Below are 25759 nucleotides of genomic sequence, written 5' to 3'. Positions count from 1 at the left end.
CTTATGGCTATGCGCGCGCCGCAAGATCAAGTTGCCGGGCGCGTTTTCCGCGGAAATAGGATTTCACCCACGGTTCCTCGCTTTTCAGCATGTCGTCGATGCTGCCTTCGACGAGCACCTTTTTCTTGCCGAGCACCGCCACGTGGTCGCAGGCGGTAAACAGCGTGTCGAGGTCGTGCGTGACCATATAGACGGTCAGGTCCATGGTGTCGCGCAGCTTGACGACGAGTTCGTCGAACTCGGCCGCGCTGATCGGATCGAGGCCGGACGTCGGCTCGTCGAGAAAGACGATATCCGGGTCGAGCGCCAGCGCGCGCGCCAGGGCGGCGCGCTTGATCATGCCGCCGGAGAGTTCGGAGGGGAATTTCTGCGCCGCATCCGGCGGCAGGCCGACCAGCTCGATCTTGAGCAATGCCAGTTCATCCATCAGCTTTCTCGGCAGGTCGAGATATTCGCGCATCGGCACCTGCACGTTCTCCAGCACGGTCAGCGCCGAAAACAGCGCGCCATGCTGGAACAGCACGCCAAGGCGCATGTCGATGCGCAGCCGCTCGATATCGCTTGCCTTGTCGACGTCGACACCGAACAGCTTGATCGTTCCCGATTGCTTGGGCATCAACCCGAGAATGGTCCGCAGGAGGACCGACTTGCCGGCGCCCGAAGCGCCGACGAAACCCAGGATCTCGCCGCGTTTGATGTCGAGCGAGAGTTTGTCGAGGATCAGCTTGTCCTCGATGGCGACAGTGACGTCGCGCACCGAAAGCACGAGGTCGCCCTCGTCCTGCTCCTTCATCGCGAGCCCATTACCCTCAGCCATGTCAGAACTCGATCGCTGCGTAGAACATGGCGAAAAGCCCGTCGAGGATGATGACGACGAAAATCGACTTCACCACCGAGGCCGTCACGTGCTGGCCGAGCGATTCGGCGCTGCCGCCGACCTTCATACCCTCGACGGACGCAATCGTGCCGATGATCATCGCCATGAACGGTGCCTTGATCAGGCCGGCGAAAATGGTGCTGAGATCGATGGCGACGCGCAGCCGGTCGAGGAAGGCGGCCGGCGGAATGTCGGAGTAGAGCCAGGCCGCGGCGATGCCGCCGCCGAGCGCCGCGAAATTGGCGATGATCGTCAGGCACGGCAAGGCGATCACGAGTGCAACCAGGCGCGGAAAGACCAGCACGCCGATCGGGTTGAGGCCGATGACCTTCAGCGCGTCGACCTCCTCGCGCATCTTCATCGAACCGATCTCGGCGGTGATCGCGCTGCCGGAACGGCCGGCGATCATGATTGCCGTCATCAGCACGCCGAGTTCGCGTAGGATCAGCACGCCGACGAGGTCGACGACGAAGATATCGGCGCCGAAATAGCTGAGCTGGTAGGCGCCTTGCTGGGCGACGATCGCGCCGACGATGGCCGACATCAGCACCACCACCGGTATGGCGCCGACGCCCATGCGATCGATCTGGTTGAAGATCGCCGCCGGATTGACGGCATGGCCGCGGCCGAGCTTCATCTGCGCGCCGCGGATGGTGGCGCCGAGGATATTCATCGAGGCAAGGAAATCGTCGCGCATCTCATAGACGCGCCGGCCAACCGCTTCGAGGGCGCGAAGGACGATGTTGGGCGGCCGCGCCGGTCCGGATTCGGGCTCGCGGCGGACAGCCTCCCCCACCGCATCGAGCAGGATGGACGCGATCTCGCTCCGGCCCTGCAGCTGGACCTCGACGTTCTTCTTCTCGAAGACGCTGACCAGCCGGTCGATTAGCCAGGCGCCAGCGGTGTCGATCTTCTCGATCTTGGAAAGATCGAGGGCCAAAGTCTTGAAACCGCTTCGTTTCTCGATCTTGCGCATGTCCGCGTCGATCAGTGCCACGGTCCGTGTCGTCCAGACACCGGAGAAGGCGCAGCCAAGAACGCCACCTTCCTCGCCGATAGCGACGCGCGGCTGGTGGTCAGCCTCCGAGGCGGTCGTGCCGCTTGCGTCGCGCTTGCCTATGGTCAACATGGCGTCCTGTTTAGCCTGATGGGTCCGACCTTGTCGATTTGCCGACAACCCTTCTCGCACAGCCGGAGCAGAAAAATATGGCGCGTGTCATTTCGGTCGAGGCCGAGCGTTTTCCGATCGCCGGCACCTTCACCATTTCGCGCGGCTCCAAGACCGAGGCCGAGGTCATCACCTGCACGATCAGCCAGGATGGTCATGTCGGGCGCGGCGAATGCGTTCCCTACAAGCGCTATGGCGAGACCATGGACGGCGTGCACGCGGCGATAGAGGCCATGCGCGGGCGGATCGCCGGCGGCATCGACCGGATCGCCCTGCTCGATGCGATGCCGGCTGGCGCGGCCCGCAACGCCATCGACTGCGCCCTGTGGGACCTCGAAGCCAAGATCAGCGGCATTCCGGCGGCGAACGCAATCTGGCCGGCCCCGCTGCGACCGCTGGAAACCGCCTACACGCTGTCGCTCGGCGAACCCTCGGCGATGGCGGCACAGGCCAGCGCCAATGCCAGCCGGCCGCTGCTGAAGGTCAAGATCGGCGGCGACAACGACATCGCCCGGATCCAGGCGGTAAGGCAGGCCGCGCCCGAGAGCCGAATCATCCTCGATGCCAATGAGGGCTGGACCGACGACAACATCGTCGCCAACCTCGCCTTTGCTGCGGAACAAGACATCGCGCTGATCGAACAGCCGCTGCCGGCCGGCCACGACGGCATCCTGCGCCACATCGCGCATCCGGTGCCGATCTGCGCCGATGAAAGCGTACACGAGGCGAAAAACCTGGATTTGCTTGTCGGCCTCTACGACGCCGTCAACATCAAGCTCGACAAGTCCGGCGGGCTGACGGCGGCGCTCGTCCTGCGCGACCGCGCCCGGGAACTCGGTTTCGGCGTCATGGTCGGCTGCATGGTCGGCACGTCGCTGGCGATGGCGCCGGCGGTGTTGCTCGCCCAGGACGCCGATTTCGTCGACCTCGATGGTCCGCTGCTGCTTGCGCGCGACCGCGAGCCGGGCCTTGCCTACCGGGGTTCGCTCGTCTCACCCCCGGACCGGGTGCTTTGGGGCTGAGCGCGCCGCAAGCCCGATCAGCACAAGGCCGACGATCGCGATCGGAATCATCGCCAGGAAACCATCGACGCCGAGACGGTCATAGAGCGGACCGGACGCAAGCGTGACGGCCGCCATGAAGAAGCCGTTGAAGAAATAGGCGATGCCTTGCGCGGCACCGGTGCGCTCTTCGGAGACGGTCTCGCCGATCATTTTCTGCAGCCCGATCAGCACCATTGCGACGGACACCGAATGCAGCGACTGCACGGCGAAGAAGCCGGCGACCCCAAGACCAAGCGGCCATACCAGCGGAAAGACGATCCAGCGCACGATCGACCCGATGCCGGCGATCACCATCACCTTGACTACGGATACGGAGGCGAAAATGCGATTGAAAAACAAAAACATGCAGACTTCGGACACCACGCCCCAGGCCCAAAGCAGGCCAACGACGGAATCGCTGATGCCGATCGATTTCCAGTAGATGGAAACAAAGCCGTAGAGGAAGGCGTGGCTGGCGGTGATGATGCCGACGCCAAAGGTGAAATAGAGGAAATAGGCATTGAACAGGCTCGGCGCCGCGTGCTGGATTTCAGTGGCCGACAACGGCGAAGCCTTGCGCGGCCGCCCCATGCGCGGCGCAAACAAGGCTGCGGCAAGCGCTGCTGCGAGCGCCCCGAAAATGATCACCGGTACGGCTTTGGCTCCGGCCGCCGCCAGGATGAAGCCGCCCACGACATTGGCGCAAAGATAGGAGATCGAGCCCCATTTGCGCATGGCGGTGTAGTTCGAGCCGAAGCGGCGCACCCCGGACAACGCAAGCGAATCGGCCATTGGCGAATGCGGTGTCCAGACGACCGTCAGAATCAGCGATACGGCCAGCACGATCGCGTAGGTCGCCGGCAGGAAATAGCCTGCCGAAATGACCATCGTTGCCGCGACCAGCACGATGTAGACGTCGGCGCGGTCCTTCGCCCGGTCGGCAAGTGCCGTCAGCATGGGCGTCGTCAGGACGCGCAGGAACATCGGCGCGGCAAGGATGACGGCGATTTGTTCGGCGCCAAAACCTTTCGCCTGCAGCCAGAGCGGAAAATAGGGCAGATGGGTGCCTTGCGACACGAACAATGTCGCGAAGATCAGGCTCATGCGCAGCTCGAAATGGCGCGGCTTGACGAGTTGTTCTGGCGAAAGCGGCGGCAGGGACATGAATCGATCCAATTACGCCGCGCTCGGCCGGCTGGCGATGTAGATCGATCCCTTAACATGGCGGAAAACCAGGCGAAACCGGCTGGACTAACCGATTAACGCTGAAAGCCTCCGTGAATTCCGTGTCAGGCCGCCTGCCCGACCCGATCTTCGATGAGCATCGGGATGAAAGGCTCGTCCGGCGCTTCAGGCAGGACATGCGCCCAGGTCAGGATTTCCATGCGGCCGTCGAAATGTTCGACCACCGCCGTGCAGCTCTCCACCCAGTCGCCGGTGTTGATGTACTGCACATCGCCATAGTTCTCGATCGCGGCGTGGTGGATGTGGCCGCAGATGACGCCGTCGACATGCGAACGCCGCGCTTCCTCGCTGAGCACGGTCTGGAACGAACCGATGAAGTTTACCGCTTTCTTGACCTTGACCTTGGCCCAGGACGAGAACGACCAGTAAGGCAGGCCGAGCAGCTGGCGCAGACGCGTGATGACACGGTTGACCTGCATGGCCGCGTCGTAGGCATGGTCGCCGAGATAGGCGAGCCAGCGCTGGTTGTGGACGACGGTGTCGAACTGGTCGCCATGGATGACCAGCAGGCGCCTGCCGTCGGCGGTCTCATGGATGGCGCGGTCGGCAACGACGATGCCGCCGAAATGCACGCCCTGGAACTGGCGGGCAAACTCATCGTGATTGCCGGCGATATAGGTAATCGAGGCGCCCTTGCGCGCCTTGCGCAGCAATTTCTGCACGACGTCGTTGTGGCTTTGCGGCCAGTGCCAGCTCCGCCGCAGCCGCCAGCCGTCGACGATGTCACCGACCAGATAGATGATGTCGGCGTCGTGATAGCGAAGGAAATCGATCAGGAATTCCGCCTTGGCAGCCTTCGAGCCGAGATGGACATCGGAAATGAACATGCTGCGGAAGGTGCGGGGCTCTTGGCCGGACATCGCGTTTTCACCGTTGCTTTCGCGCAGCCTATGCCCCGATTCATGCAACAACCGTATGACAGTTGCGATTGGGCCAGCCCAAGAGCTAGCCTGCCGGCCAAATCACAGGAGAAATCGTCATGGATCTCGGTATTCGCGGCAAGAAAGCCATCGTCTGCGCTTCGAGCAAGGGACTTGGAAAAGGCTGCGCCATGGCACTGGCCGAGGCCGGCTGCGACATCGTCGTTAACGGACGAAACGCCGAACTGGTGGCGAGGACCGCCGCGGAGCTGCGCGAGCGCTACGGCGTGACGGTCACGGAAGTCGTCGGTGATGTCTCGAAACCCGAAGTGCAGAAGGCACTGCTTGCCGCCTGCCCTGAGCCCGACATTCTCGTCAACAACAATGGCGGCCCGCCATTGCGCGATTTCCGCGAACTCGATCGCGGCAAGATCCTCGAAGGCGTCACCCAGAACATGGTCACACCGATCGAGCTGGTGCAGGCCGTCATCGACGGCATGGCCAAACGTGGCTTCGGCCGCATCGTCAACATCACCTCGCTGTCGGTCTACGTGCCGATCCCCGGCCTCGACCTGTCGTCGGGGGCGCGCGCCGGCCTGACCTCGTTCCTCGCCGGCGTGGCGCGCACGGTGATCGACCGCAACGTCACCATCAACAGCCTGCTGCCAGGCAAGCTCGACACCGACCGGCTGCGCGGCCCGCATGAGGCAGGCACCGTCGAGGAGCCCGCGGCGGCGGCGGCGCGCAAGACCCGCATCAGCGCCGACGTGCCGGCCAAGCGGCTCGGCACGCCCGAGGAATTCGGCCAGATCTGCGCCTTCCTGTGCTCCGTTCATGCCGGCTACCTGACCGGGCAGAACATTCCGGTGGATGGCGGCCTCTACGTCAGCGCGTTCTGAGCCCCGACAATCGCAACGCGGAAGAAACCCTGTCCAAGCGGCTGAAATAAATCAGCTATTCCTGTCTCGCCAATGTGATCCGCGATTGCGTCATTTGGCGTCTCGAAAAACCGCGGCCGCATGCTAAGAAGGGTCGCAGGCAGAGCGCAGGGAGGGCCGGAATGACTGGCGAGAGCAAGAAAACGGCACGTTCGGACCTCGACGAAGCCGCCCTCTACTTCCACAAGCACCCGACGCCTGGAAAGCTCGAAATCCAGGCGACCAAGCCGCTCGGCAACCAGCGCGACCTGGCGCTCGCCTATTCGCCTGGCGTGGCGGCCCCTTGCCTGGAGATCCGCGACGATCCGGCGACCGCCGCCGACTATACGGCGCGCGCCAACCTGGTCGGCGTCGTCTCCAACGGCTCGGCCGTGCTCGGCCTCGGCAATATCGGCCCGCTGGCGTCCAAGCCGGTCATGGAGGGCAAGGCGGTCCTGTTCAAGAAATTCGCCGGCATCGACGTCTTCGACATCGAGATCGACGCGCCCGAAATCGAGCGCATGGTCGAAACGGTCGCCGCCCTGGAGCCGACCTTCGGCGGCATCAACCTCGAGGATATCAAGGCGCCGGAGTGTTTCGAGGTTGAGGAACGGCTCAAGGCGCGCATGAAGATACCGGTGTTCCACGACGACCAGCACGGCACGGCCATCATCGTCGCCGCCGCCGTGCTCAACGGGCTGGAATTCGCCGGCAAGACCATTTCGGACATCAAGGTCGTCACCTCCGGCGCCGGTGCCGCGGCCCTCGCCTGCCTCAACCTCCTGGTCTCGCTCGGCGTGCGCGTCGAAAATATTTGGGTCACCGACCGTTTCGGCGTCGCCTACAAGGGCCGCACCGACGAGATGGACCGCTGGAAGGACCCCTATGTGAAGGATACCGAGGCGCGCACGCTGGCCGACGTTATTGCGGGCGCCGACGTCTTCCTCGGCCTTTCGGCCGCCGGTGTGCTGAAGCCGGAACTGCTCCAGCACATGGCGCCGAAGCCGCTGATCCTGGCGCTGGCCAATCCCAATCCGGAGATCATGCCGGAAGTGGCGCGCGCGGCGCGTCCCGATGCCATGATCTGCACGGGCCGCTCCGATTTTCCCAACCAGGTCAACAACGTTCTCTGCTTCCCCTACATCTTCCGTGGTGCGCTGGACTGCGGCGCCAGCGCCATCAACGAGGAGATGAAGATGGCGGCGGTCCGCGCCATCGCGGCCCTTGCCCGCGAAGAGCCTTCGGACGTCGCCGCGCGCGCCTATTCCGGCGAGACGCCGATCTTCGGACCCGAGTTCCTGATCCCCTCGCCCTTCGATCCCAGGCTCATCCTGCGCATCGCGCCGGCGGTCGCCAAGGCGGCCTGCGACACCGGCGTCGCGACACGGCCGATCACCGATTTCGCCGCCTATATCGACAAGCTCAACCGGTTCGTCTTCCGCTCCGGCCTGGTGATGAAGCCGGTGTTCTCGTCCGCCAAGGCCTCGAGCGCCAAGCGCGTCATCTACGCCGACGGCGAGGATGAGCGCGTGCTGCGCGCCGCCCAGGTGGTGCTCGAGGAAGGCATAGCCGAACCGATCCTGATCGGCCGTCCGCATGTCATCGAAGTCAGGCTGAAGCGCTACGGCCTGCGCATCAAACCGGGTGTCGATTTCGGACTGATCAACCCGGAAGACGATCCGCGTTATCGCCACTATGTCGACCTCCTGATCGAGCTCGCCGGCCGGCGCGGCGTGACGACGGAGGCCGCGCGCACCATGGTGCGCACCGACAATACGGTGATCGCCGCTCTGGCGCTGAAGCGCGGCGACGCCGACGCCATGGTCTGCGGCCTCGAAGGCCGCTTCGAGCGGCATCTGCGCAACGTGACGCTGATCATCGGGCCGCGCGCCGGCATCAAGGATTACGATTTATCGACGCTGTCGATGCTGATCTCGCAGCGCGGCATCATCTTCCTCACCGACACCCACGTCTCCGTCGACCCGACCGCCGAGGAGATCGCCGAGATGACCGTGCTGGCGGCCGAGGAAATCCAGCGCTTCGGCATCGAGCCGAAGGCGGCACTGCTGTCGCATTCGGATTTCGGCTCGCGCGATTCGCCGAGCGCGCTCAAGATGCGGCAGGCAGCGGCGATCCTGGCGCGCATCGCGCCGGAATTGCAGTGCGACGGCGAAATGCATGCCGATTCCGCTTTGTCGGAGCATCTGCGCCAGCGCGTCTATCCGCATTCGCGGCTGAAGGGCGAAGCCAATCTCCTGGTCTTCCCGAACCTCGATTCGGCCAACATCACGCTGACGGCGCTGCGTGCCATGATGGATGCGCTGCATGTCGGGCCGATCCTGCTCGGCACCGACAAGCCGGCGCATATCCTGACGCCTTCGGTCACGTCGCGTGGCGTGGTCAACATGACCGCGCTGGCCGTCGTCGAAGCCGCGCACAAGGCACAGGCGATCGTCGATCTGGGCGGAACGCAGCTTTCGCAGTAAATTGCGGTTAACCGCGAATACGATAGCCTTGCGGACGATCAGGCGGAGTTGGACGGATGACAGTCGGAGGGTTGAAGCAGGCGCATGCTGCCGTGCTGCTTGGCCTTTTGCTGTCCGGCGCCACAATCACCGAGCCGCAGGCTGCCTCTCGGGTTTGCCGCCAGTTGGAAGCCGATCTTGCCGCTGCCTCGCGCGGCGGTGGCGGCGGTCCGGCAATGATCCGCAAATACGACGCCGCGATCGAACGGCAGCGTGAGCAGATTTCAAAAGCTCGCGGCCAGGCGAACGGCGCCGGGTGCGGGTTTTCGCTGTTTTCCCGCAACGTCAACCAATGCGCCGGCCTCAACGCCACCATCGACCGCATGAACGCCAATCTCGACAGCCTGCAGGCCAAGCGAGCACAGCTCGCCGGCGGCGGCGGATCGCGCCGCGACCGTGGCCGCATCCTGGCCGCGCTCGACGCCAATGGCTGCCGCGACGACCCGGTTGCGCCGCGCCGGGAACCCTTGCGGGAAGCAAGCCGTGAAGACGGCAACGCAAACCTGTTCGAGCAGCTTTTCGGCGGCGACAACCGGCAGGGCGGCAGATCGGACCAGCTTGACGATACGAGGAACCAGCCTGGCGATGCAGACGAGGAGCGCGGTGTAAGCCGCGTCCTGAACCGGCCCGACATTCCGGACTTTCCGGGCACCGGCGGTGAATTCCACACCACCTGCGTGCGCACCTGCGACGGCTATTTCTTCCCCATGTCGAACGCCGCCTCGACCAGCGACTTCGAGCGCGACCAGAAGAATTGCGAATCGAGCTGCCCCGGCACCGAGATGCAGGTTTTCTATTCGCGCGGCATGGACGACGATTCGGCGTCGATGACGTCATCGGTCACCGGCAGGCCCTACAGCGAATTGCCGACCGCCTATCTCTACAAGCAGTCCAACGTGGCGCGGCCGCCGGCATGCGGTTGCAATGCCGCGCAGAATTTCCAGATCATCGGCGGCAACCCGCCCGCCCCTCAGCAATCCCAACCCGAGACCGAGGCGGCACCGTTCATCCCGGTTCCGCCTTCCAAGCCCGATCCGGGCGCGGATCCGGAGACCCTGGCGAATATGGAGGGCGGGCTCGACCGCGAAGCCATCAAGCGTCTGTCCGCCAAGCCGGTGACGTCGCCCGTGTCCGCCTTGCCGCCGGAGCAGCGCAAGATCAGGGTCGTCGGGCCAGCGTTCCTTCCCGACCCATCAGCGGCAATAGATCTGCAAGCTCCGGCCCCGAAGGCAGCCCGGTAAGGGCAAGCCTCAGCGGCATGAACAATGCCTTGCCCTTGCGCCCGGTCGCTTCCCTGATCTTGCCCGTCCAATCCTTCCAGACCGTCCCGCTCCAGGGATCTTCAGGCAGGACATCGAATGCCTGGTGAAGGAAATCGCGGTCGTCCGTGGAAAATTCGGGTTTCTCTTGCGGCCCCTCGCGCAGGATCCGCCACCAGGCCACGGCATCCGCCAGCCGGTCGAGATTGCCGCGCACCGCCAGCCAGAACGGCTCGGCCTGCTCGCCTGAAATGCCAAGCACCATCAGCCGGTCGCGCGCTTCATCGAACGGCATATGGTGCAGCAGCACGCGGTTGAGCACGAAAAGCTCGTCCGGATCGAACTTGGCCGATGATTTCGACGTCGCGGCCGGGTCGAAGTGGCCGGCGAGTTCGCCGAGGTCGTGCGCGGCAGCGACATTTTCCGAAGTGCCGACCAGCACGGCGAGCGAAGCAACCGCCATCGGCTCGATGCCATCCTCGCGCAGGCTTTCAATGGAGAGCGCGCCGGTGCGCTTCGACAGCCCCTCGCCCGAGACGGTGGTCAACAGATTGTGGTGGCCGAATACCGGAGGTTCAGCACCCAATGCTCGGAACAAGGCGATCTGGACGCCCGTGTTGGTAACGTGGTCGTCGCCGCGGATGACATGGCTGATGCCCATCTCGATGTCATCGACGACGGAAGGCAGCGTGTAGAGATAGGTGCCGTCCTCGCGCACCAGGACCGGGTCTGACAGAGAGGCCAGGTCAACCGTTTCCTCACCGCGCACCAGGTCGTTCCAATGGATCTCGGTACGCTCCGGCTGCAGCGGATCGCCGGAGAAATTGGGCAACAGGAAGCGCCAGTGCGGCCGTCGGCCGTCGGCCTGGTATTCGGCCACCTGCTCCTGCGTCAGCGTCAAGGCCTCGCGGCCATAGACCGGCGGCAGGCCGCGCGTGCGGCGCACCTTGCGCCTGAGATCGAGTTCCTCCGGCGTTTCGTAGCAGGCATAGAGAACGCCCGCCGCCTTCAGCCGCTCGACCGCCGCGTCATAGATCTCGAAGCGCCGCGACTGATATTCGGTGGCATCCGGGAAAATGCCCAGCCAATGCAGGTCGTAGAGGATGGCGTCGGAGAATTCCTGCTTCGAGCGGGCGATGTCGGTGTCGTCGAAGCGTTGGATGAAGCGGCCCTTGTTGTTGAGCGCAAACAGCCAGTTGAACAGAGCGGTGCGCGCATTGCCGATATGGATGCGGCCGGTCGGTGACGGGGCGAAACGAACGGTAACTGTCATGAGCGGGGCGTACCGGATGCCTTGGTGATTGACAAGATGCGCCCCCGCGCCGTGCGGCAGACATAGAACATGGCGCAAGCAATGAAAAGACCGGGGTGGCGTGCGCTCAAGCGGCACATAGGTCGCCTTTTCCTGCCGCGATAAGTCAACTTGTCGGGGCCGGCGCCGGCGAACGTGTCGTCGAAGCCGATCAGTGGCCGAAGTCGTCGGAACCGAGCCGGGTCCAGCGGTCGCCCATCAGCCCACCGATAAAGATGTCGCCGGAGCGGACCGCTTCCGTGACCTCCGCAATTCGAGAGCGGACCATCGCACCCGACTGGCCGGCAGGGTCGAGATAGATCTCCCTCATATACTCGGCCGTCTCTGCGATCGCGCGATCGCGGAGGTGACGCCGCCGGCGAAACTTGGCCAGGAAGAGTGCCGCGACCCGGTAGAAACGACATGTCGCGGCCTGCGTTATAAACAAAACGCCTCGAAACCGGGGCCGCAAAAAGATGCCGCGTACGTCGCTCCGGCTGACCGATGCCTGAGAGGGACCTCCAGCCGAAGCCGGAGGCCCCTTTTGGTCAAACGACCAGGCCCTTGGTCAGTTCAAGCGCCTGGCGCTCGAACAGGCGGCGGTAGATGCCGCCCTTCAGCCGGATCAGCTCGTCATGCGAGCCTTCCTCGACGATCTTGCCGCGATCGAAGACCAGCAGCCTGTCGAGCGCCCGCACCGTCGAGAGCCGGTGCGCGATGACCAGCGTGGTGCGGCCGACCATCAGCCGTTCCATCGCCTGCTGGATCAGCACCTCCGATTCCGAATCGAGGCTCGATGTCGCCTCGTCCAGGATCAGGATGCGGGCATCGGCGAGGAAGGCACGTGCGATGGCCACGCGTTGCCGCTCGCCGCCCGACAGTTTCACGCCGCGCTCGCCCACCAGCGTGCCGTACCCCTTCGGCAAGCTGGTGATGAAGTCGTGCGCGCTCGCCAGGCGTGCGGCATGCTCGATCTCATCCTGCGTCGCGCTTGGCCTGGCATATGCGATGTTTTCGGCCAGCGACCGGTGGAACAGGATCGGCTCCTGCTGGACGATCGCGATCTGCCCGCGCAGCGACGCCTGTGCCACCTGCGAGATATCCTGGCCGTCGATCAGGATCTTTCCGGCGTTCACATCGTAGAGCCGCTGGATCAGCTTGACGAAAGTCGTCTTGCCCGACCCCGAATGGCCGACCAACCCCACACGTTCACCCGGTCCGATGTCGACCGAGAAGTCACGATAGAGCGGCGACCGGTGGCTGCCATAATGGAAGGTGACGTTGTCGAAGCCGATCGCCCCTTGCGTGATCCGGATCGGCCTGGCGCCGGGCCGATCCTCGATGCCGAGCGGCTCGGACTGGAAATCGACCAGTTCCTCCATGTCGTTGATCGAGCGCTGCAAATTGCGGATATGCGTGCCGATATCGCGCAAATAACCCTGCAGCACGAAGAACGAAGTCAGCACGAAGGCGACGTCGCCGGCGCTCGCCTGCCCCCACGACCACAGCATCAGCGCCAGGCCGATCACCGCGGCGCGCATGATAAGCAGCAGCGCCCCTTGCGTGGTGCCGTTGATGGTGCCGCGCACCCAGGTGCGCCGCGTGCGCGCACGCCATTTGGCAACCACCTTGGCGAGGCGGTGCTCCTCGCGCTCCTCGGCGCCAAAACCCTTGACCACGGCGTTGCAGCTCACCGCGTCGGCCAGCGATCCGCCGAGGCGCGTGTCCCAGGTGTTGGCAAGCCTTGCCGCCGGCGCGACATAGCCGAGCGACAGCATCGCCGTCACCATGATGAACAGCACCGAGCCTGCCGCGACGACCGCACCCATCAGCGGCCAGAACCAGCCAAGCAGCAGCGTCGAGCCGACGAGCATGACGACCGACGGCAGCAGTGCGATCAGGATCGTGTCGTTGAGCAGGTCGAGCGCCCACATGCCGCGCGTCACCTTGCGCACCGTCGAGCCGGCAAAGGAGTTGGCGTGCCAGTCGGTGGAAAAGCGCTGGACGCGATGGAAGGCATCGGCGGCGATGTCGGCCATCATCTTCAGCGTCAGCTCGACGATTCCCATGAAGGCCAGGTTGCGCAGCACGACGCCGGTCAGGGCGAGCGCCATCAGGACGGAAAACGCCGTCATCGCGGCATTCCAGGCAATGGCATCCGCGCCGGCGCTGCTGGCGACGGCGTCGACCAGCCGGCCGGAGTAGAGCGGCGTCAGCACGTCGGCCAGAGTCGACAGCAGAAAACCGCCCATGATGAGCGAAAGCCGCCACGGCTGGCGCCGCCAATGGGTGAGCGTGAAGCCAAGAACGCTGCGAAAGGCGCTCGCGCGCAGATCGATCTTAAAACGAGCCATGATGTCATTCGGGCGCAAAACGAGCCCGATCCCAGTAAAGTCGAAAATTGAAGAAGCCGCGCTAGGGCAGATGGTGCCCGGGATGCGGAGTGGCATATTGGCGTCGGGCCCCCCGGAGGGCGGCGACCGGCATCGGCATAAGCCTGAGCTCGATCCGGCTTCGGCACGAGGGACAGACCCTCGCGGAGCGCCGGATGAGACCTAAGCTTCGCGGCCTCGCATTACCATTTGAAATACTGCCATTCGGACCTCCCGCAAATGAATCGCGGAATGGTCCTTATAGTGACGGCCTGACGCATCGCCAAGACCGACCCATGCCCGAAAGTGTATCTGGTCCAGCTACTGAGGTTATTTTGCAACAACGGCTGGTGGACGCTTGGCCGCGTGCTCGCCGGCACACGGTTTGCCTCCGATCTCCCTTCTGCATAACGGTGGCTCGGATTATCCTGAAGGCCCGGGTTGGAGACCTTGCAGCATGGCCAAGCTCATTTTCAGGATGAACCAGTCCCTCGATGGCTACGTCGACCACCTGGCAATGCCCCCACGCCCCACGCTCTTCCGTCACTGGACAGAGCAAGTGCGCGACCTTGCCGGCAGCGTGTACGGTCGCGGCATGTACGAGGTCATGCGTTATTGGGACGAAGACCGTCCCGAGTGGAGCGCGGAAGGACACGAGTTCGCGGCGGCGTGGCGAAACCAACCGAAATGGGTCGTGTCGCGCTCGCTGACGTCAGTCGGCCCCAATGCCACACTTGTCCAGGACGACGTCGAGGCGGTGATCCGTGGGCTGAAGGCTGATCTTGCTGGGGAGATTTCGCTGTCTGGCCCCAACCTTGCCCGAAGCGTGACCGACCTTGGTCTGATCGACGAGTACCAACTCTACTTCCACCCGGTCGTGCTTGGTCACGGCAAGCCGTTCTTCGCCGGCCCTCGGCCGCCGCTTCGCTTTGTGGCCAGCGATCTGATTGACGATGACGTGATCAGGTTGACCTACGTTCCTGCCTGATCCGCCAACACTCATCCGGCATCGATCCACTAGCCGCGATCCCGGAATCGGTTGGTGATGGGATAGCGGCGGTCGCGGCCGAAATTCTTCCTGGTGATCTTCACACCCGGTGCCGCCTGCCGGCGCTTGTACTCGGCGATGTAGAGCAGGTGCTCGATGCGCGTCACCGTCGCCCGGTCATGGCCGCGCGCGACGATGTCGTCGACCCCCATCTCGTTCTCGACCAGGCATTCGAGGATGTCGTCCAGCACCGGATAGGGTGGCAGCGAATCCTGGTCGGTCTGGTTCTCGCGCAACTCCGCCGACGGCGCCTTGTCGATGATGTTCTTCGGGATCACCTCGCCGGAAGGCCCGAGCGCGCCTGGCGGCACATGGCTGTTGCGCCAGCGCGACAGCGCGTAGACCTGCATCTTGTATAGGTCCTTGATCGGATTGAAGCCGCCATTCATGTCGCCGTAGAGCGTGGCATAGCCGACCGACATCTCGCTCTTGTTGCCTGTCGTCACCACCATCGAGCCGAACTTGTTGGAGATCGCCATCAGGATGGTGCCGCGCGCGCGGCTCTGCAGGTTTTCTTCGGTGATGCCTTCCTTGGTGCCCTCGAAAAGCTGTGTCAGCGCGTGCAGGAAGCCCTCGACCGGCTCGAAGATCGGCACGATGTCATAGCGGCAACCGAGCGCGCGGGCGCAGTCCTCGGCGTCCTTCAGCGAATCCTTCGACGTATAGCGGTAAGGCATCATCACCGCGCGTAACCGCTCCTCGCCGAGCGCATCGACGGCAAGGGCGGCGCAGATCGCCGAATCGATGCCGCCGGACAGGCCAAGCACGACATTCTTGAAGCCGTTCTTGTTGACGTAGTCGCGCAGGCCAAGCATGCAGGCGCGGTAGTCTGCCTCTTCCCGTTCGGGAATCTTCGACATCGGCCCTTCCGCGCAGGCCCAGCCGTCGTCCGTGCGCTTCCAGGTCGTGACGTCGACCGCGTCCTCGAATTGGCTCATCTGGAAGGCGAGCGTCTTGTCGGCGCCGATGGCAAACGACGCGCCGTCGAAGATCAGTTCGTCCTGGCCGCCGAGCTGGTTGGCATAGATGATCGGCAGCCCGCATTCGATGACCTGGCGGATGACGACCTGGTGGCGGACATCGATCTTGGCGCGGTAGTAGGGCGAGCCGTTCGGCACCAGCAGGATTTCCGCTCCGCTTTCAGCCAGCGTCTCGCAGATGCCGACTTCGCCCCAGATGTCCTCGCAGATCGGAATGCCCAGCCGCACGCCACGGAAGTTGACCGGCCCCTGGATCTCCGGCCCGGCCTGGAAGACGCGCTTTTCGTCGAACTCGCCGTAATTCGGCAGGTCGAGCTTGTAGCGCTCGGCGATGATCTTGCCGCCATCGGCGAAGACGATCGAATTGTGGGTGCCGCTCTTGCGCTTCAGCGGCGTGCCGATGATGACGCCGGGGCCGCCATCGGCGGTGTCGGCGGCAAAGTCCTGCGCGGCCTTCTCACAGGCTTTCAGGAAGGCCGGCTTCAGCACCAGATCCTCCGGCGGATAACCGGCGAGGAAAAGTTCGGTGTAGAGCACGAGGTCGGCGCCCTGGCGCGCGGCATCCGCCCTCGCCTCGCGCGCCTTGGCAAGGTTACCGGCGACATCGCCGACGGTCGGGTTGAGCTGGGCGATCGCGATGCGCAGTATGTCGAGCTTCTTGGTCATGCTTTCCGGTTTAGCGCGGCGGAATTGGCCTCGCAATGGCGTTCGTTTGGACCAATTCGGGCCAGGCTTTGGCGTTCAATCGTCGCCCACATACTCGCGCAACGACTGCGGCGAATGGTTCTCGCCGATCGACATCGCCAGGATGCGCGAAATGTGCCGGCGCGGCAGGCCGGTGTCCGCCACCCATTGATTGATCTGTGCCTGGATCTTGTCGAGGTCCCGCTTCGAGGTCGGACTATCGGCGATGTCGAGGCCGGCATCGCGAAGGGCTGCGGCCATATCGGCCGAAATGACGAAAGCGTCCCAGCCCAGCCAGCGCAGGAAATACTGGCCGGTGTTGCCGCCGAGCCGGCTGCCGTGCTTGCCGAGATAGGCCATCAGCCCGACTTGATCATCGGCTGGCCAATCGGCGAGGAAATTGCCGAAGCCGCCATGTTCCCTGGATACGCGTTCGACGAAGGCCGCATTTTCCCGGACGGACCTGATCTTCTGCGGGTTGCGCACGATGCGCTGGTCGGAGGTCAGCTCGTGCCAGAAATCGTCAGGCTGGAACAACAGCCGCTTCGGCTCGAAACGCAGGAACGCTTCCTCGAAGCCCGGCCACTTCTGCTCGATGACGCGCCAGACGAAACCCGCCGCGAAAACGCGCTCGGCCATGGTCGAGAGGATGCGATCGTCCGGTATGTCGGCCACGGCTGCATTGTCGGGCACAGGCCCCAGCAGTGATGCAAGCTCCGCCTCGCCGCCCTTGCGTTTTGCCGCGCGCAGGCGAATTTTCTTGAAATCGGCCATCGGTCCCTCGCTGTCCGGCTGAATGTACCACTTCCCGTCAGGGCCGGCAGCCTCTACGTCTATCTCCACCGACGATGGAGATGGCCATGAACAAGACGATCGATGAACTGGCGAACCGCTGGCTCAAGCGTCGGCCGGACGGCCTCAGCCCGTTGGAAAGCCGGGTGCTGCAATCGGCGCTCGAGCGCACCACGATCTCCAGGGACACCAACAAGGCGGTGGCTTTCCACCAGACCTTCGGCGACCGCCTTGCCGATACGATCGCCCGCATCGGCGGCTCCTGGTCCTTCATCCTGGCCTTCCTGGCTTTTCTGGCCCTGTGGACCGCCGGCAATGTCTGGCTGCTGTCTCGCGATGCTTTCGACCCTTACCCGTTCATCTTCCTCAACCTGGTGCTGTCGATGGTCGCCGCCCTGCAGGCGCCGGTGATCATGATGGCGCAGAACCGCCAGACCGAACGCGACCGCATCGATGCCGCCCATGACTATGAGGTCAACCTGAAGGCCGAGATCGAGATCATGGCGCTGCACGAAAAGCTGGATGAGCTGCGCCACAGCCAGATCCTCGGCATGCGCGAAGAGATCGCGCGGCTGGCCGATCTCGTCAAGCGGATCGACGAGAGGCTGTCGCAACAGTCGGCTTCATGACCGACGCGATCCATCATTTCATCGAACAGTATGGCCTGCTTGCCGTCTTTCTCGGCTGCGTTGCCGAAGGGGAAAGTGCTGCCATCCTCGGCGGCTTCTTCGCCCACCAGGACGTTTTCGTGCTGTGGCATGCCGTTGTCGCGGCAGCCCTCGGGGCCTTCGCCGGCGACACCTTCTTCTTCATCCTGGGCCGAAGTTTCGCCGACAATCGCCATGTCGTCAGGCTGCGCGAGCGGCCCGGTTTCCGCCGCGCTTACCGCCTGCTCAACACCCACCCCAACATCTTCGTGCTGTCGAACCGCTACGTCTACGGCATGCGCCTGGTCGGCGGCATCGCGGCCGGCCTTTCGACCATAGCCGCACCGCGCTTCGTCATCCTCAATGCCATCTCGTCGATGATCTGGGCGCTGCTGTTCAGCTCGATCGGCTATGTCTTTGGACTGGGGGCCGAGCATTTGATCGGCCAGGCGCTGATGCGCCACGAGCGGCTGTTCATCGGACTTGGCATCGGCCTCGCCGTGGCCGTACTTGCCTGGCTGGTCGCCCACCATATCGCCAAGCAGGAGCGTGGCCGCGAGCAGTGATGTCGCGGACGTCAGATGGGTCAGATGGGAAAGCCGGTGAGCCGCTCGATGAGGGCAATGCCCCAGACGCCGGCGACGATGACCACCGAAATCAGAACCGCCAGCGAACCGCAATCCTTGGCCAGTTGGATGTCGACATTGAACTCGCGGCTGAAGGCGTCGCAGGCCGCCTCGATGCCGGTGTTCAAGACCTCGACCATTATCAGCAGCAGAACCGCGCCGATCAGCAACGCGTAACCGCGCCACGAGACGGAAACGAACCACCCTGCCGGCAAGGCGAGCGCAAGGAGCGTCAACTCCTGTTGGAATGCCTTCTCGTTGGCGGCCAGCTTGCGAAACGCCCGCACCGAATTGATAAAAGCGTCGATCAGCCGCTGCATGCCCAAATCCCTCTCCGAATCACCGGCACGGGATAAAGCAATGGCCCGATCAATGGAATAAGGCGCCTCGTCCAAAATTCATTCAGCGACAGGTATCGATGGCGTCGACTTCTCAAACTGCGGCAGCCCATCGTCGATCGAATAATAGTCGCCCTTGTCGCCAACGAAGATATGACAGTCGCCCTTGAGGCCCGTCGGCCTGTCGAACGATCCCGCCATGACCGAAATGTAGTCTTGATCCCCCCGCTTCCAGAAAAGCACCGACCCGCATGCCTTGCAAAAGCCACGCCTGGCGAAGGAGGAAGCCTCATACCATGTGATGCTTTCCGAACCTTCGATCACGATGTCGGCGTCGGCAACATTGGTCGCGGCGTAGAAATGGCCGCTCTGCTTGCGGCACTGCGAGCAGTGACAATAGACAACGCCGCGCAGCGCGCCGCGCGTCCGGAAGCGGACCGCTCCGCACAGACAAGATCCCTGGTGACTGTCACTCATTCCAACCTCCTCCGAAAACGCGGCATCGTCCTCACCGCCAGGATTCCAGCTTTGCGGCGCCCGCACGCAAGAAAATGCGACATGCTCTGGTGCAGAAAATCCGAAATTTGGTTTCTCCAACAGCGTAACAGGCCTGCGAACTCAGGCTGCCGAACCGGCATTGTTGTTGGTGGCAGGATGAAGCCTTTACAGCCGCAGCCGGAGAAAACCTGCGGATTTTATGCGAATTAAGGAAACTTTAGCGCTAGCGCATTTATGGTCACGTCGTGCAAAGGTTGCGGGTGGGGACGCGCCTCTTCGCGTCTCGTTCTGGAATGTCGGTAGCATTCCCCCATGTCGGCGATAAGTGGACCCGCAAATCTTCGCCGGGATCCGAGGGGAAGAGTGGATCAGACATGCAGCCGGCAGCCACCCAGACCGAAAGAAACACCGATATCGCCAGCACCGTCGTCACGACCATGCGCCAGCTTGGCGTGCTCGGCCTGCCGCGCAACTACGAGATTTTCTACGAGGCATTGAGCGGCACCAACCGGGAGCTCAGTCTCGCCGTCGTGTCGCTGAGTAGCCGGCCGACGCAGGATGAGCTGGATCAGATCGGGCGCACCTTCTTTGCCCACAACCATGGCCCCGGCATCGTTGAGCATGCGCGGGACGTCATCGCCAGGGAGCTCGAGGAAGTCGCATCACTCCTGCGGAGCGAGCGCAGCCACATCGAGAAATACGGCAGGATCCTCGACGAGACATCGAGCGGTCTGAGCGGCCGCAGCTTGCTGTCGCAGGACCTCTTGCAGAAGATCGCCAGCGCCATGTCGGTCGCCACCAGTTCGACGATTGATCATGGCAGGCAGATTGCATCGACACTCCGTGACAAGACCGCCGAACTCGAGAGCGTCAAGTCGAAGCTCGAGGAGTACAAGCGGCTGGCCGACACCGACCCGTTGACCCATATCTGGAACCGCCGCGCCTTCGACAAGGAAATCACCAGGATCTACAACAGCAACAAGGGCATCCTGTTCAATGCCCTGATCCTTGCCGATATCGATCGGTTCAAGGACATCAACGATCGCTACGGCCATCCGGTCGGCGACAAGATCATCCAGATCATCGCCGAGATTTTCCAGACCAGCATTCGCGGCGACATGTTCGTCGCCCGCACCGGCGGCGAGGAGTTCGCGCTGATCATCGAGGGCGCCAGCGAGGACGCCACCTACGATATCTCGGAGCGCATCCGTGCGCTGATCGAGCAGACGCCGTTCACCAGCAGCCAGACCGGCGCCAATTACGGCACCGTCACCGTCTCCATGGGCATCTGCATGGCATCCGAGGCCGATGGCCCCGAAGACCTCTATACCAAGGCCGACCGGGCGCTTTACCGGTCCAAGGTCAGCGGGCGCAACCGCGTCACCAGGCATTCGACGATGGCCGGCCGCGCCGGCAAGAGCTGGCTGCTCTACAAGAAGGACTAAGCCTTCATAAGAAGGACTGAAGCCTTCCATCCCCGCCCTGTCGGCTCGGCAAGCATTCGACCATAAACAGATAAGGCGCCGGGATTTCCCAGGCGCCTTTTCTTTGCGTCAGTCCAGCCTGGCAGCAATCAGCCGTTCACAACCTGCTTGTGCCGCACCGGATGGCTCTTCTTCAGGAGATCCGACACCAGGAACGCCAGTTCGATCGCCTGATCGGCATTGAGGCGCGGGTCGCAATGCGTGTGGTAGCGGTCCTGCAGTTCCTCGGCGGTGATGGCGCGTGCGCCACCGGTGCATTCGGTGACGTTCTTGCCGGTCATCTCGACATGGATGCCGCCCGGATGCGTGCCTTCGGCGCGGTGCACCTCGAAGAAGGTCTGCACCTCCTTCAGGATGCGGTCGAAAGGCCGCGTCTTGTAGCCGGCGGCCTCGATGGTGTTGCCGTGCATCGGGTCCGACGACCAGACGACACTGCGGCCTTCCTTCTGCACCGCGCGCACCAGCTTCGGCAGATGGTCGGCGACCTTGTCGGAACCGAAGCGCGCGATCAGCGTCAGCCGGCCGGGCTCATTGTCCGGATTGAGCAGGTCGATCAGCTCCAGCAAGCCGTCCGGCGTCAGCGACGGGCCGCATTTCAGGCCTAGCGGGTTCTTGATGCCGCGGCAATACTCGACATGGGCATGGTCGGGCTGGCGGGTGCGGTCGCCGATCCAGATCATGTGGCCTGACGTGGCGTACCAGTCGCCGGAGGTCGAATCGACACGGGTCAGCGCCTCCTCATAGCCGAGCAGCAGCGCCTCATGGCTGGTGTAGAAATCGGTCTCGCGCAGCGCATAGTTGGTTTCCGAGGTGATGCCGACGGCCTTCATGAAGTCCATCGTCTCGGTGATGCGGTTGGCGAGCGACTCGTACTTCTCGCCTTGCGGGCTGTCAGAGACGAAACCGAGCATCCAGCGATGCACGTTCTCCAGGCTGGCATAGCCGCCCTGTGCGAAAGCGCGCAGGAGGTTCAGCGTCGCCGCCGACTGGCGGTACGCCATTTCCTGACGGGCGGGATCGGGGATGCGCGACTTCTGATCGAATTCGATGCCGTTGATGATGTCGCCGCGATAGCTCGGCAGCGTCACCTCGCCCTTGGTCTCATTGTCGGACGAGCGCGGCTTGGCGAACTGGCCGGCAACACGGCCAACCTTCACCACCGGCTGCGCGCCGGCAAAGGTCAGCACCACCGACATTTGCAGGAAGACCCGGAAAAAATCGCGGATATTGTCCGCACCATGCTCGGCGAAACTCTCGGCGCAGTCGCCGCCCTGGAGGAGGAAGGCCTCGCCGGCGGCGACAGCCGCGAGCTGCTTCTTCAGCTTGCGCGCCTCGCCGGCAAAGACCAGCGGTGGAAAGGTGGCGAGCTGGGTCTCCGTGTTCTTCAGCGCAGCAAGATCCGGATAAGCAGGAACCTGCTTGATCGGCTTTGCTCTCCACGAATTCGGCGACCATTTCGTCATCGCTGCACCCAACGCTCTTTCCGGCAAGCACCCTCGCCCGCCATTTCCAGCCCCTATAGGGGTGGCGGCTCCATACACGAAGCCGATTTTCTATTCTAGACCGGAATTTCAGCGCTGGCGAATGATGGCCGGCGGCTAGGCGGCCTTCTCCACCAGCCGCGCCAGCTGCGTCATGACGACCGCGGAGCCGGCAAGCCGCTTCTCGGCCGTCGGCCAGTCGCGAGTGAAGACGACACTGTGGTCAGGCCTGATCTTGGCCAATGACCCCTGTTCGCCAATGAACTTGACCAGACCGACCGGGTTGGAGAATTCGCGCTTGCGGAAATGGATGACGACGCCTTTCGGCCCGGCGTCGAGTTTTTCCACATTGGCCTTGCGGCAGAGCGCCTTGATGAAGACGATCTTCAAGAGATGCTTCACCTCGTCCGGCAGCGGGCCGAAACGGTCGATCAGCTCGGCGCCGAAAGCGTCGATCTCCTCGGTGTTTTCGAGATCGCCGAGGCGGCGGTAGAGCGCCAGCCTGAGCTGCAGGTCGGGCACATAGCTTTCCGGGATCATCACCGCGGTGCCGACGGCGATCTGCGGCGACCAGCCGCCATCCTGGACCTCGCCGGAATCCTTCACCTCGGCCACGGCCTCTTCCAGCATCTGCTGGTAAAGCTCGAAGCCGACCTCCTTGATGTGGCCGGACTGTTCTTCGCCCAGAAGATTGCCGGCGCCACGGATATCGAGATCGTGGCTGGCGAGTTGGAAGCCGGCGCCCAGCGTGTCGAGCGACTGCAGCACTTTCAGCCGGCGCTCGGCCGTGTCGGTCAGCTTGCGATTGGCCGGCAAGGTGAACAGCGCATAGGCGCGCACTTTCGAGCGGCCGACGCGGCCGCGCAGCTGGTAGAGCTGCGACAGGCCGAACATGTCGGCGCGATGGATGATCAGCGTGTTGGCGGTCGGGATGTCCAGGCCGGATTCGACGATGGTCGTCGACAAAAGCACGTCGTACTGGCCGTCGTAGAAGGCATTCATGATGTCGTCGAGTTCGCCTGGCGGCATCTGGCCGTGGGCCACGGCGACTTTCAGTTCCGGCACGGATTCACGCAGAAAATCATGGATTTCGGCGAGATCGCTGATGCGCGGAACCACATAGAACGAATGCCCGCCGCGATAGCGCTCGCGCAGCAGCGTCTCGCGGATGACCAGCGGATCGAAGGGCGAGATGAAGGTGCGCACCGCCATGCGGTCGACCGGCGGCGTGGCGATCAGCGACAGTTCGCGCACACCGGTCAGCGCCAGCTGCAGCGTGCGCGGGATCGGCGTCGCCGACAGCGTCAGCACGTGGACGTCGGTCTTCAGATCCTTCAGCCGTTCCTTGTGCTTGACGCCAAAATGCTGCTCCTCGTCGATGATCAGCAGGCCGAGATTCTTGAACGAGATGGCAGATCCGAGCAACGCATGGGTGCCGATGACGATGTCGACCTGGCCCTCGGCGATGCCCTTTTTGGTTTCCGCCAGTTCTTTGGCGCCAACCAGCCGCGAGGCCTGGGCGACACGGATCGGCAGGCCGGAAAAACGCTGCGAAAACGTCTTGAAGTGCTGGCGAGACAACAGCGTCGTCGGCACCACCACGGCGACCTGGAACCCTTCCATGGCCGCGATGAAGGCGGCGCGCAGCGCCACTTCGGTCTTGCCGAAGCCGACGTCGCCGCAGATCAGCCGGTCCATCGGCTTGCCGGCGCCGAGGTCATCCCTGACCGAGTCGATCGCCGTCTGCTGGTCGTCGGTTTCCTCATACGGGAAACGGGCCGAGAATTCGTCATAAAGGCCTTCGGCCGGCACCAGCGCCGGTGCGGCGCGCATCTGCCGCTCGGCGGCGATGCGGATCAGTTGCCCGGCCATGTCGAGCAAGCGCTTCTTCAGCTTCGCCTTGCGCGACTGCCAGGCGCCGCCGCCGAGCTTGTCCAGCGTCGCCTCGGCTGTGTCAGAGCCGTAGCGCGACAGGAGCTCGATGTTTTCCACCGGCAGGAACAGCCGGTCGTCGCCGGCATAGTGGATTTCCAGGCAATCATGCGGCGCACCGACCGCTTCGATGGTGCGCAGGCCGATGAAGCGGCCGATGCCGTGGTCGGCATGGACGACGATATCGCCGGCCGACAAGGCCGACGCTTCGGCGATGAAGTCGGAAGCACGCTTCTTGCGCTTCGAGCGCCGGATCAGCCGGTCGCCCAGAATGTCCTGTTCGGCGACGACGACCAGCCTTTCGGTCTCGAAGCCGGATTCCAGCGGCAGCACGGCCAAGGCCGCCTGCCCTGGCTCGAGCTGATCGGCTTCGGCAAGCGTCTCGACCTGCTTGAGATTGCCGAGATGATGCTCGGCCAGGATCTGGCCAAGCCGGTCGAGGGAACCTTCGGTCCAGCCGGCGATGACGACGCGGCGACGGGCCGCGCGCTCATCGGCGATATGCCTGACGACGACATCGAAGACATTGACGTTCGGATCGGCGCGCTCCTCGACGAAGCTGCGGCCATGGCGTGATCCGGCGTGGTAGACCTTTTTGGCGCCGGCATCGGGCGCGTCGAACGGCGTGAAGTCGATCGCTTCGCGCGGCCCGAGCGAGGCGATCAGGTTTTCCGGCGAGAGATAAAGCAGATCCGGCGCCACCGGCTTGTAGGGCGCGGCATCCTTCAAAGCCGCGTCCGCCTGCTTCTTGCGCGCCTCGTAGTGGTCGAGAATCAGCGTATGGCGTTCGGCCAACGCCTCGTGCGCCAGGTGGTCGAAGACAACAGGCGTGTCCGGCAGATAATCGAAAACCGTCTCCAGCCGTTCGTAGAAGAACGGCAGCCAGTGCTCCATGCCGGCGAAACGCCTGCCCTCGCTGACCGCCGCATAGAGGCCGTCATCACGCTGCGGTGCGCCGAAGGCTTCGATATAGGCGCGGCGGAAGCGGCTGATGGTTTCGGGCGTCAGCGCCACCTCGCTCATCGCCTGCAGCGCCATCGACTTGCGCTGGCCGGTGGTGCGCTGCGTAGCGGCATCGAAGACGCGGATCGATTCCAGCGTGTCGCCGAAGAAATCGAGCCTCAGCGCCTCGGTCCAGCCCGGCGCGAAGAGGTCGAGAATGCCGCCACGCACGGCGAACTCGCCGATACCGCGCACCGTCGGCACCCGTTCGAAGCCCGACGTTTCCAGCCGCGACACCAGCGCGTTCATGTCGATCTGGTTGCCGGGCCTGGCATGAAAAGTCTGTGCCTCGACAAGCTCGGCCGGCGGAATGCGCTGCAGCAGCGCATTGGCAGTGGTGAGGATGACGGCACGGTGTGGCTTCCTCGCCAGCGCGATCATGGCGGTCAGCGCATCGAGGCGTTTGGCGGCGGCATCCGAACCGGGCGAAACGCGGTCATAGGGCAGACAATCCCAGGCCGGCAATTCGAGCACCGGAAGGCCGGGGGCCGCGAAGGACAACGCCTCGATGATTGCCGGCAGGCGCTGGCCGTCACGCGCCACGAACAATACCGGCTTGTCGGGCGCGATCTCTAGCGCGGCCTGCACCAGCGCGAAGGCTTCATAGCCATCGGCGACACCGTCGACGATGAACTGGCCGGCACGGCCTTTCGGCAGACCAATGGTGGGAATGAGGCTCATCAAATCACG

The 25759-nt window shown here is 63.7% G+C and carries 21 protein-coding genes; 8 read left to right on the top strand and 13 right to left on the bottom strand.

Annotated features, from left to right (window positions below; genetic code table 11):
- Positions 1 to 7: 7 nt before the first annotated feature.
- Both MESOP_RS20490 and MESOP_RS20485 read right to left on the bottom strand, forming a co-directional pair.
- Entirely contained in the window at positions 8 to 817 is an 810-nt protein-coding gene (locus MESOP_RS20490) for an ABC transporter ATP-binding protein (RefSeq protein ID WP_013895251.1), read from the bottom strand.
- A gap of 1 nt (position 818) precedes the next feature.
- Positions 819 to 2006, bottom strand: coding sequence for an ABC transporter permease (locus MESOP_RS20485; protein ID WP_013895250.1), 1188 nt, complete (start codon positions 2004 to 2006; stop codon positions 819 to 821).
- A gap of 77 nt (positions 2007 to 2083) precedes the next feature.
- Here MESOP_RS20485 and dgcA point away from each other — a divergent pair, with 77 nt between their 5' ends.
- Positions 2084 to 3067 carry an N-acetyl-D-Glu racemase DgcA gene (dgcA, locus tag MESOP_RS20480; RefSeq protein ID WP_013895249.1) on the top strand — a complete coding sequence of 328 codons (984 nt, stop codon included), beginning with the start codon at positions 2084 to 2086 and terminating at the stop codon, positions 3065 to 3067.
- Here dgcA and MESOP_RS20475 read toward each other — a convergent pair.
- Positions 3038 to 4252 (bottom strand): MFS transporter, encoded by a 1215-nt coding sequence (locus MESOP_RS20475; RefSeq protein ID WP_013895248.1) that lies wholly within the window; start codon positions 4250 to 4252, stop codon positions 3038 to 3040. The genes dgcA and MESOP_RS20475 overlap by 30 nt on opposite strands.
- Before the next feature lie 125 nt (positions 4253 to 4377).
- Positions 4378 to 5193, bottom strand: a complete 816-nt coding sequence (locus MESOP_RS20470) for a UDP-2,3-diacylglucosamine diphosphatase (RefSeq protein WP_013895247.1) — start codon at positions 5191 to 5193, stop codon at positions 4378 to 4380.
- 119 nt (positions 5194 to 5312) lie between these two features.
- Here MESOP_RS20470 and MESOP_RS20465 point away from each other — a divergent pair, with 119 nt between their 5' ends.
- The 3 genes from MESOP_RS20465 to MESOP_RS20455 all read left to right on the top strand — a co-directional run bounded on the left by MESOP_RS20465 (position 5313) and on the right by MESOP_RS20455 (position 9876).
- Positions 5313 to 6092, top strand: a complete 780-nt coding sequence (locus MESOP_RS20465; RefSeq protein ID WP_013895246.1) for an SDR family oxidoreductase — start codon at positions 5313 to 5315, stop codon at positions 6090 to 6092.
- A gap of 161 nt (positions 6093 to 6253) precedes the next feature.
- The gene (locus MESOP_RS20460; protein ID WP_013895245.1) at positions 6254 to 8596 is read left to right on the top strand and encodes an NADP-dependent malic enzyme; all 2343 of its coding nucleotides are present in this window, start codon (positions 6254 to 6256) and stop codon (positions 8594 to 8596) included.
- A 56-nt stretch (positions 8597 to 8652) separates the two neighbouring features.
- Positions 8653 to 9876, top strand: coding sequence for a DUF2865 domain-containing protein (locus MESOP_RS20455; protein WP_013895244.1), 1224 nt, complete (start codon positions 8653 to 8655; stop codon positions 9874 to 9876).
- Here MESOP_RS20455 and gltX read toward each other — a convergent pair.
- From gltX to MESOP_RS20440, 3 genes are all read right to left on the bottom strand, one after another.
- Entirely contained in the window at positions 9794 to 11167 is a 1374-nt protein-coding gene (gene gltX, locus MESOP_RS20450) for a glutamate--tRNA ligase (protein WP_013895243.1), read from the bottom strand. The two genes, MESOP_RS20455 and gltX, sit on opposite strands and share 83 nt — an antisense overlap.
- A 190-nt stretch (positions 11168 to 11357) precedes the next feature.
- The gene (locus MESOP_RS35750; RefSeq protein WP_167313527.1) at positions 11358 to 11516 is read right to left on the bottom strand and encodes a hypothetical protein; all 159 of its coding nucleotides are present in this window, start codon (positions 11514 to 11516) and stop codon (positions 11358 to 11360) included.
- A gap of 217 nt (positions 11517 to 11733) precedes the next feature.
- Positions 11734 to 13539: an ABC transporter ATP-binding protein gene (locus tag MESOP_RS20440; protein WP_083833384.1), complete on the bottom strand. Its 1806-nt coding sequence runs from the start codon at positions 13537 to 13539 to the stop codon at positions 11734 to 11736.
- Between the two features lie 475 nt (positions 13540 to 14014).
- Between MESOP_RS20440 and MESOP_RS20435 the strand changes: the two genes are divergently transcribed.
- The gene (locus MESOP_RS20435) at positions 14015 to 14545 is read left to right on the top strand and encodes a dihydrofolate reductase family protein (RefSeq protein ID WP_013895240.1); all 531 of its coding nucleotides are present in this window, start codon (positions 14015 to 14017) and stop codon (positions 14543 to 14545) included.
- Positions 14546 to 14574: 29 nt separating this feature from the next.
- Here the strand turns inward: MESOP_RS20435 and MESOP_RS20430 are convergent, their stop codons facing one another.
- Together MESOP_RS20430 and MESOP_RS20425 are read right to left on the bottom strand one after the other, a co-directional pair.
- A complete protein-coding gene (locus MESOP_RS20430; protein ID WP_013895239.1) occupies positions 14575 to 16251 on the bottom strand; it encodes an NAD+ synthase in 1677 nt (558 codons plus the stop codon).
- A gap of 75 nt (positions 16252 to 16326) precedes the next feature.
- A complete protein-coding gene (locus MESOP_RS20425; protein WP_013895238.1) occupies positions 16327 to 17043 on the bottom strand; it encodes a DNA-3-methyladenine glycosylase I in 717 nt (238 codons plus the stop codon).
- 86 nt (positions 17044 to 17129) lie between these two features.
- On the opposite strand from MESOP_RS20425, the gene MESOP_RS20420 reads away from it, so the two are divergent.
- Together MESOP_RS20420 and MESOP_RS20415 are read left to right on the top strand one after the other, a co-directional pair.
- Positions 17130 to 17690, top strand: coding sequence for a DUF1003 domain-containing protein (locus MESOP_RS20420; protein ID WP_013895237.1), 561 nt, complete (start codon positions 17130 to 17132; stop codon positions 17688 to 17690).
- Entirely contained in the window at positions 17687 to 18274 is a 588-nt protein-coding gene (locus MESOP_RS20415; RefSeq protein WP_013895236.1) for a DedA family protein, read from the top strand. Before MESOP_RS20420 ends, MESOP_RS20415 begins: the two co-directional genes overlap by 4 nt.
- Positions 18275 to 18294: 20 nt before the next feature.
- Here MESOP_RS20415 and MESOP_RS20410 read toward each other — a convergent pair whose 3' ends face one another.
- Together MESOP_RS20410 and MESOP_RS20405 are read right to left on the bottom strand one after the other, a co-directional pair.
- Positions 18295 to 18654, bottom strand: coding sequence for a diacylglycerol kinase (locus MESOP_RS20410; RefSeq protein ID WP_013895235.1), 360 nt, complete (start codon positions 18652 to 18654; stop codon positions 18295 to 18297).
- 78 nt (positions 18655 to 18732) lie between these two features.
- Complete coding sequence (locus MESOP_RS20405; RefSeq protein ID WP_013895234.1) at positions 18733 to 19149, bottom strand: GFA family protein; 417 nt, start codon at positions 19147 to 19149, stop codon at positions 18733 to 18735.
- Between the two features lie 395 nt (positions 19150 to 19544).
- Between MESOP_RS20405 and MESOP_RS20400 the strand changes: the two genes are divergently transcribed.
- On the top strand, positions 19545 to 20615 hold the full coding sequence (locus tag MESOP_RS20400) for a GGDEF domain-containing protein (protein WP_013895233.1): 1071 nt from the start codon (positions 19545 to 19547) through the stop codon (positions 20613 to 20615).
- A 128-nt stretch (positions 20616 to 20743) separates the two neighbouring features.
- Here MESOP_RS20400 and MESOP_RS20395 read toward each other — a convergent pair whose 3' ends face one another.
- Both MESOP_RS20395 and mfd read right to left on the bottom strand, forming a co-directional pair.
- Positions 20744 to 22117, bottom strand: coding sequence for a class II 3-deoxy-7-phosphoheptulonate synthase (locus MESOP_RS20395; protein WP_013895232.1), 1374 nt, complete (start codon positions 22115 to 22117; stop codon positions 20744 to 20746).
- Between the two features lie 135 nt (positions 22118 to 22252).
- The gene (mfd, locus tag MESOP_RS20390; protein WP_013895231.1) at positions 22253 to 25750 is read right to left on the bottom strand and encodes a transcription-repair coupling factor; all 3498 of its coding nucleotides are present in this window, start codon (positions 25748 to 25750) and stop codon (positions 22253 to 22255) included.
- Positions 25751 to 25759: the final 9 nt, after the last annotated feature.

It is taken from the genome of Mesorhizobium opportunistum WSM2075 (assembly GCF_000176035.2).
Lineage (GTDB): Bacteria > Pseudomonadota > Alphaproteobacteria > Rhizobiales > Rhizobiaceae > Mesorhizobium > Mesorhizobium opportunistum.
Note: the sequence above shows the minus strand (reverse complement) of the source record. Positions and strands in the feature narration are given on the sequence as shown.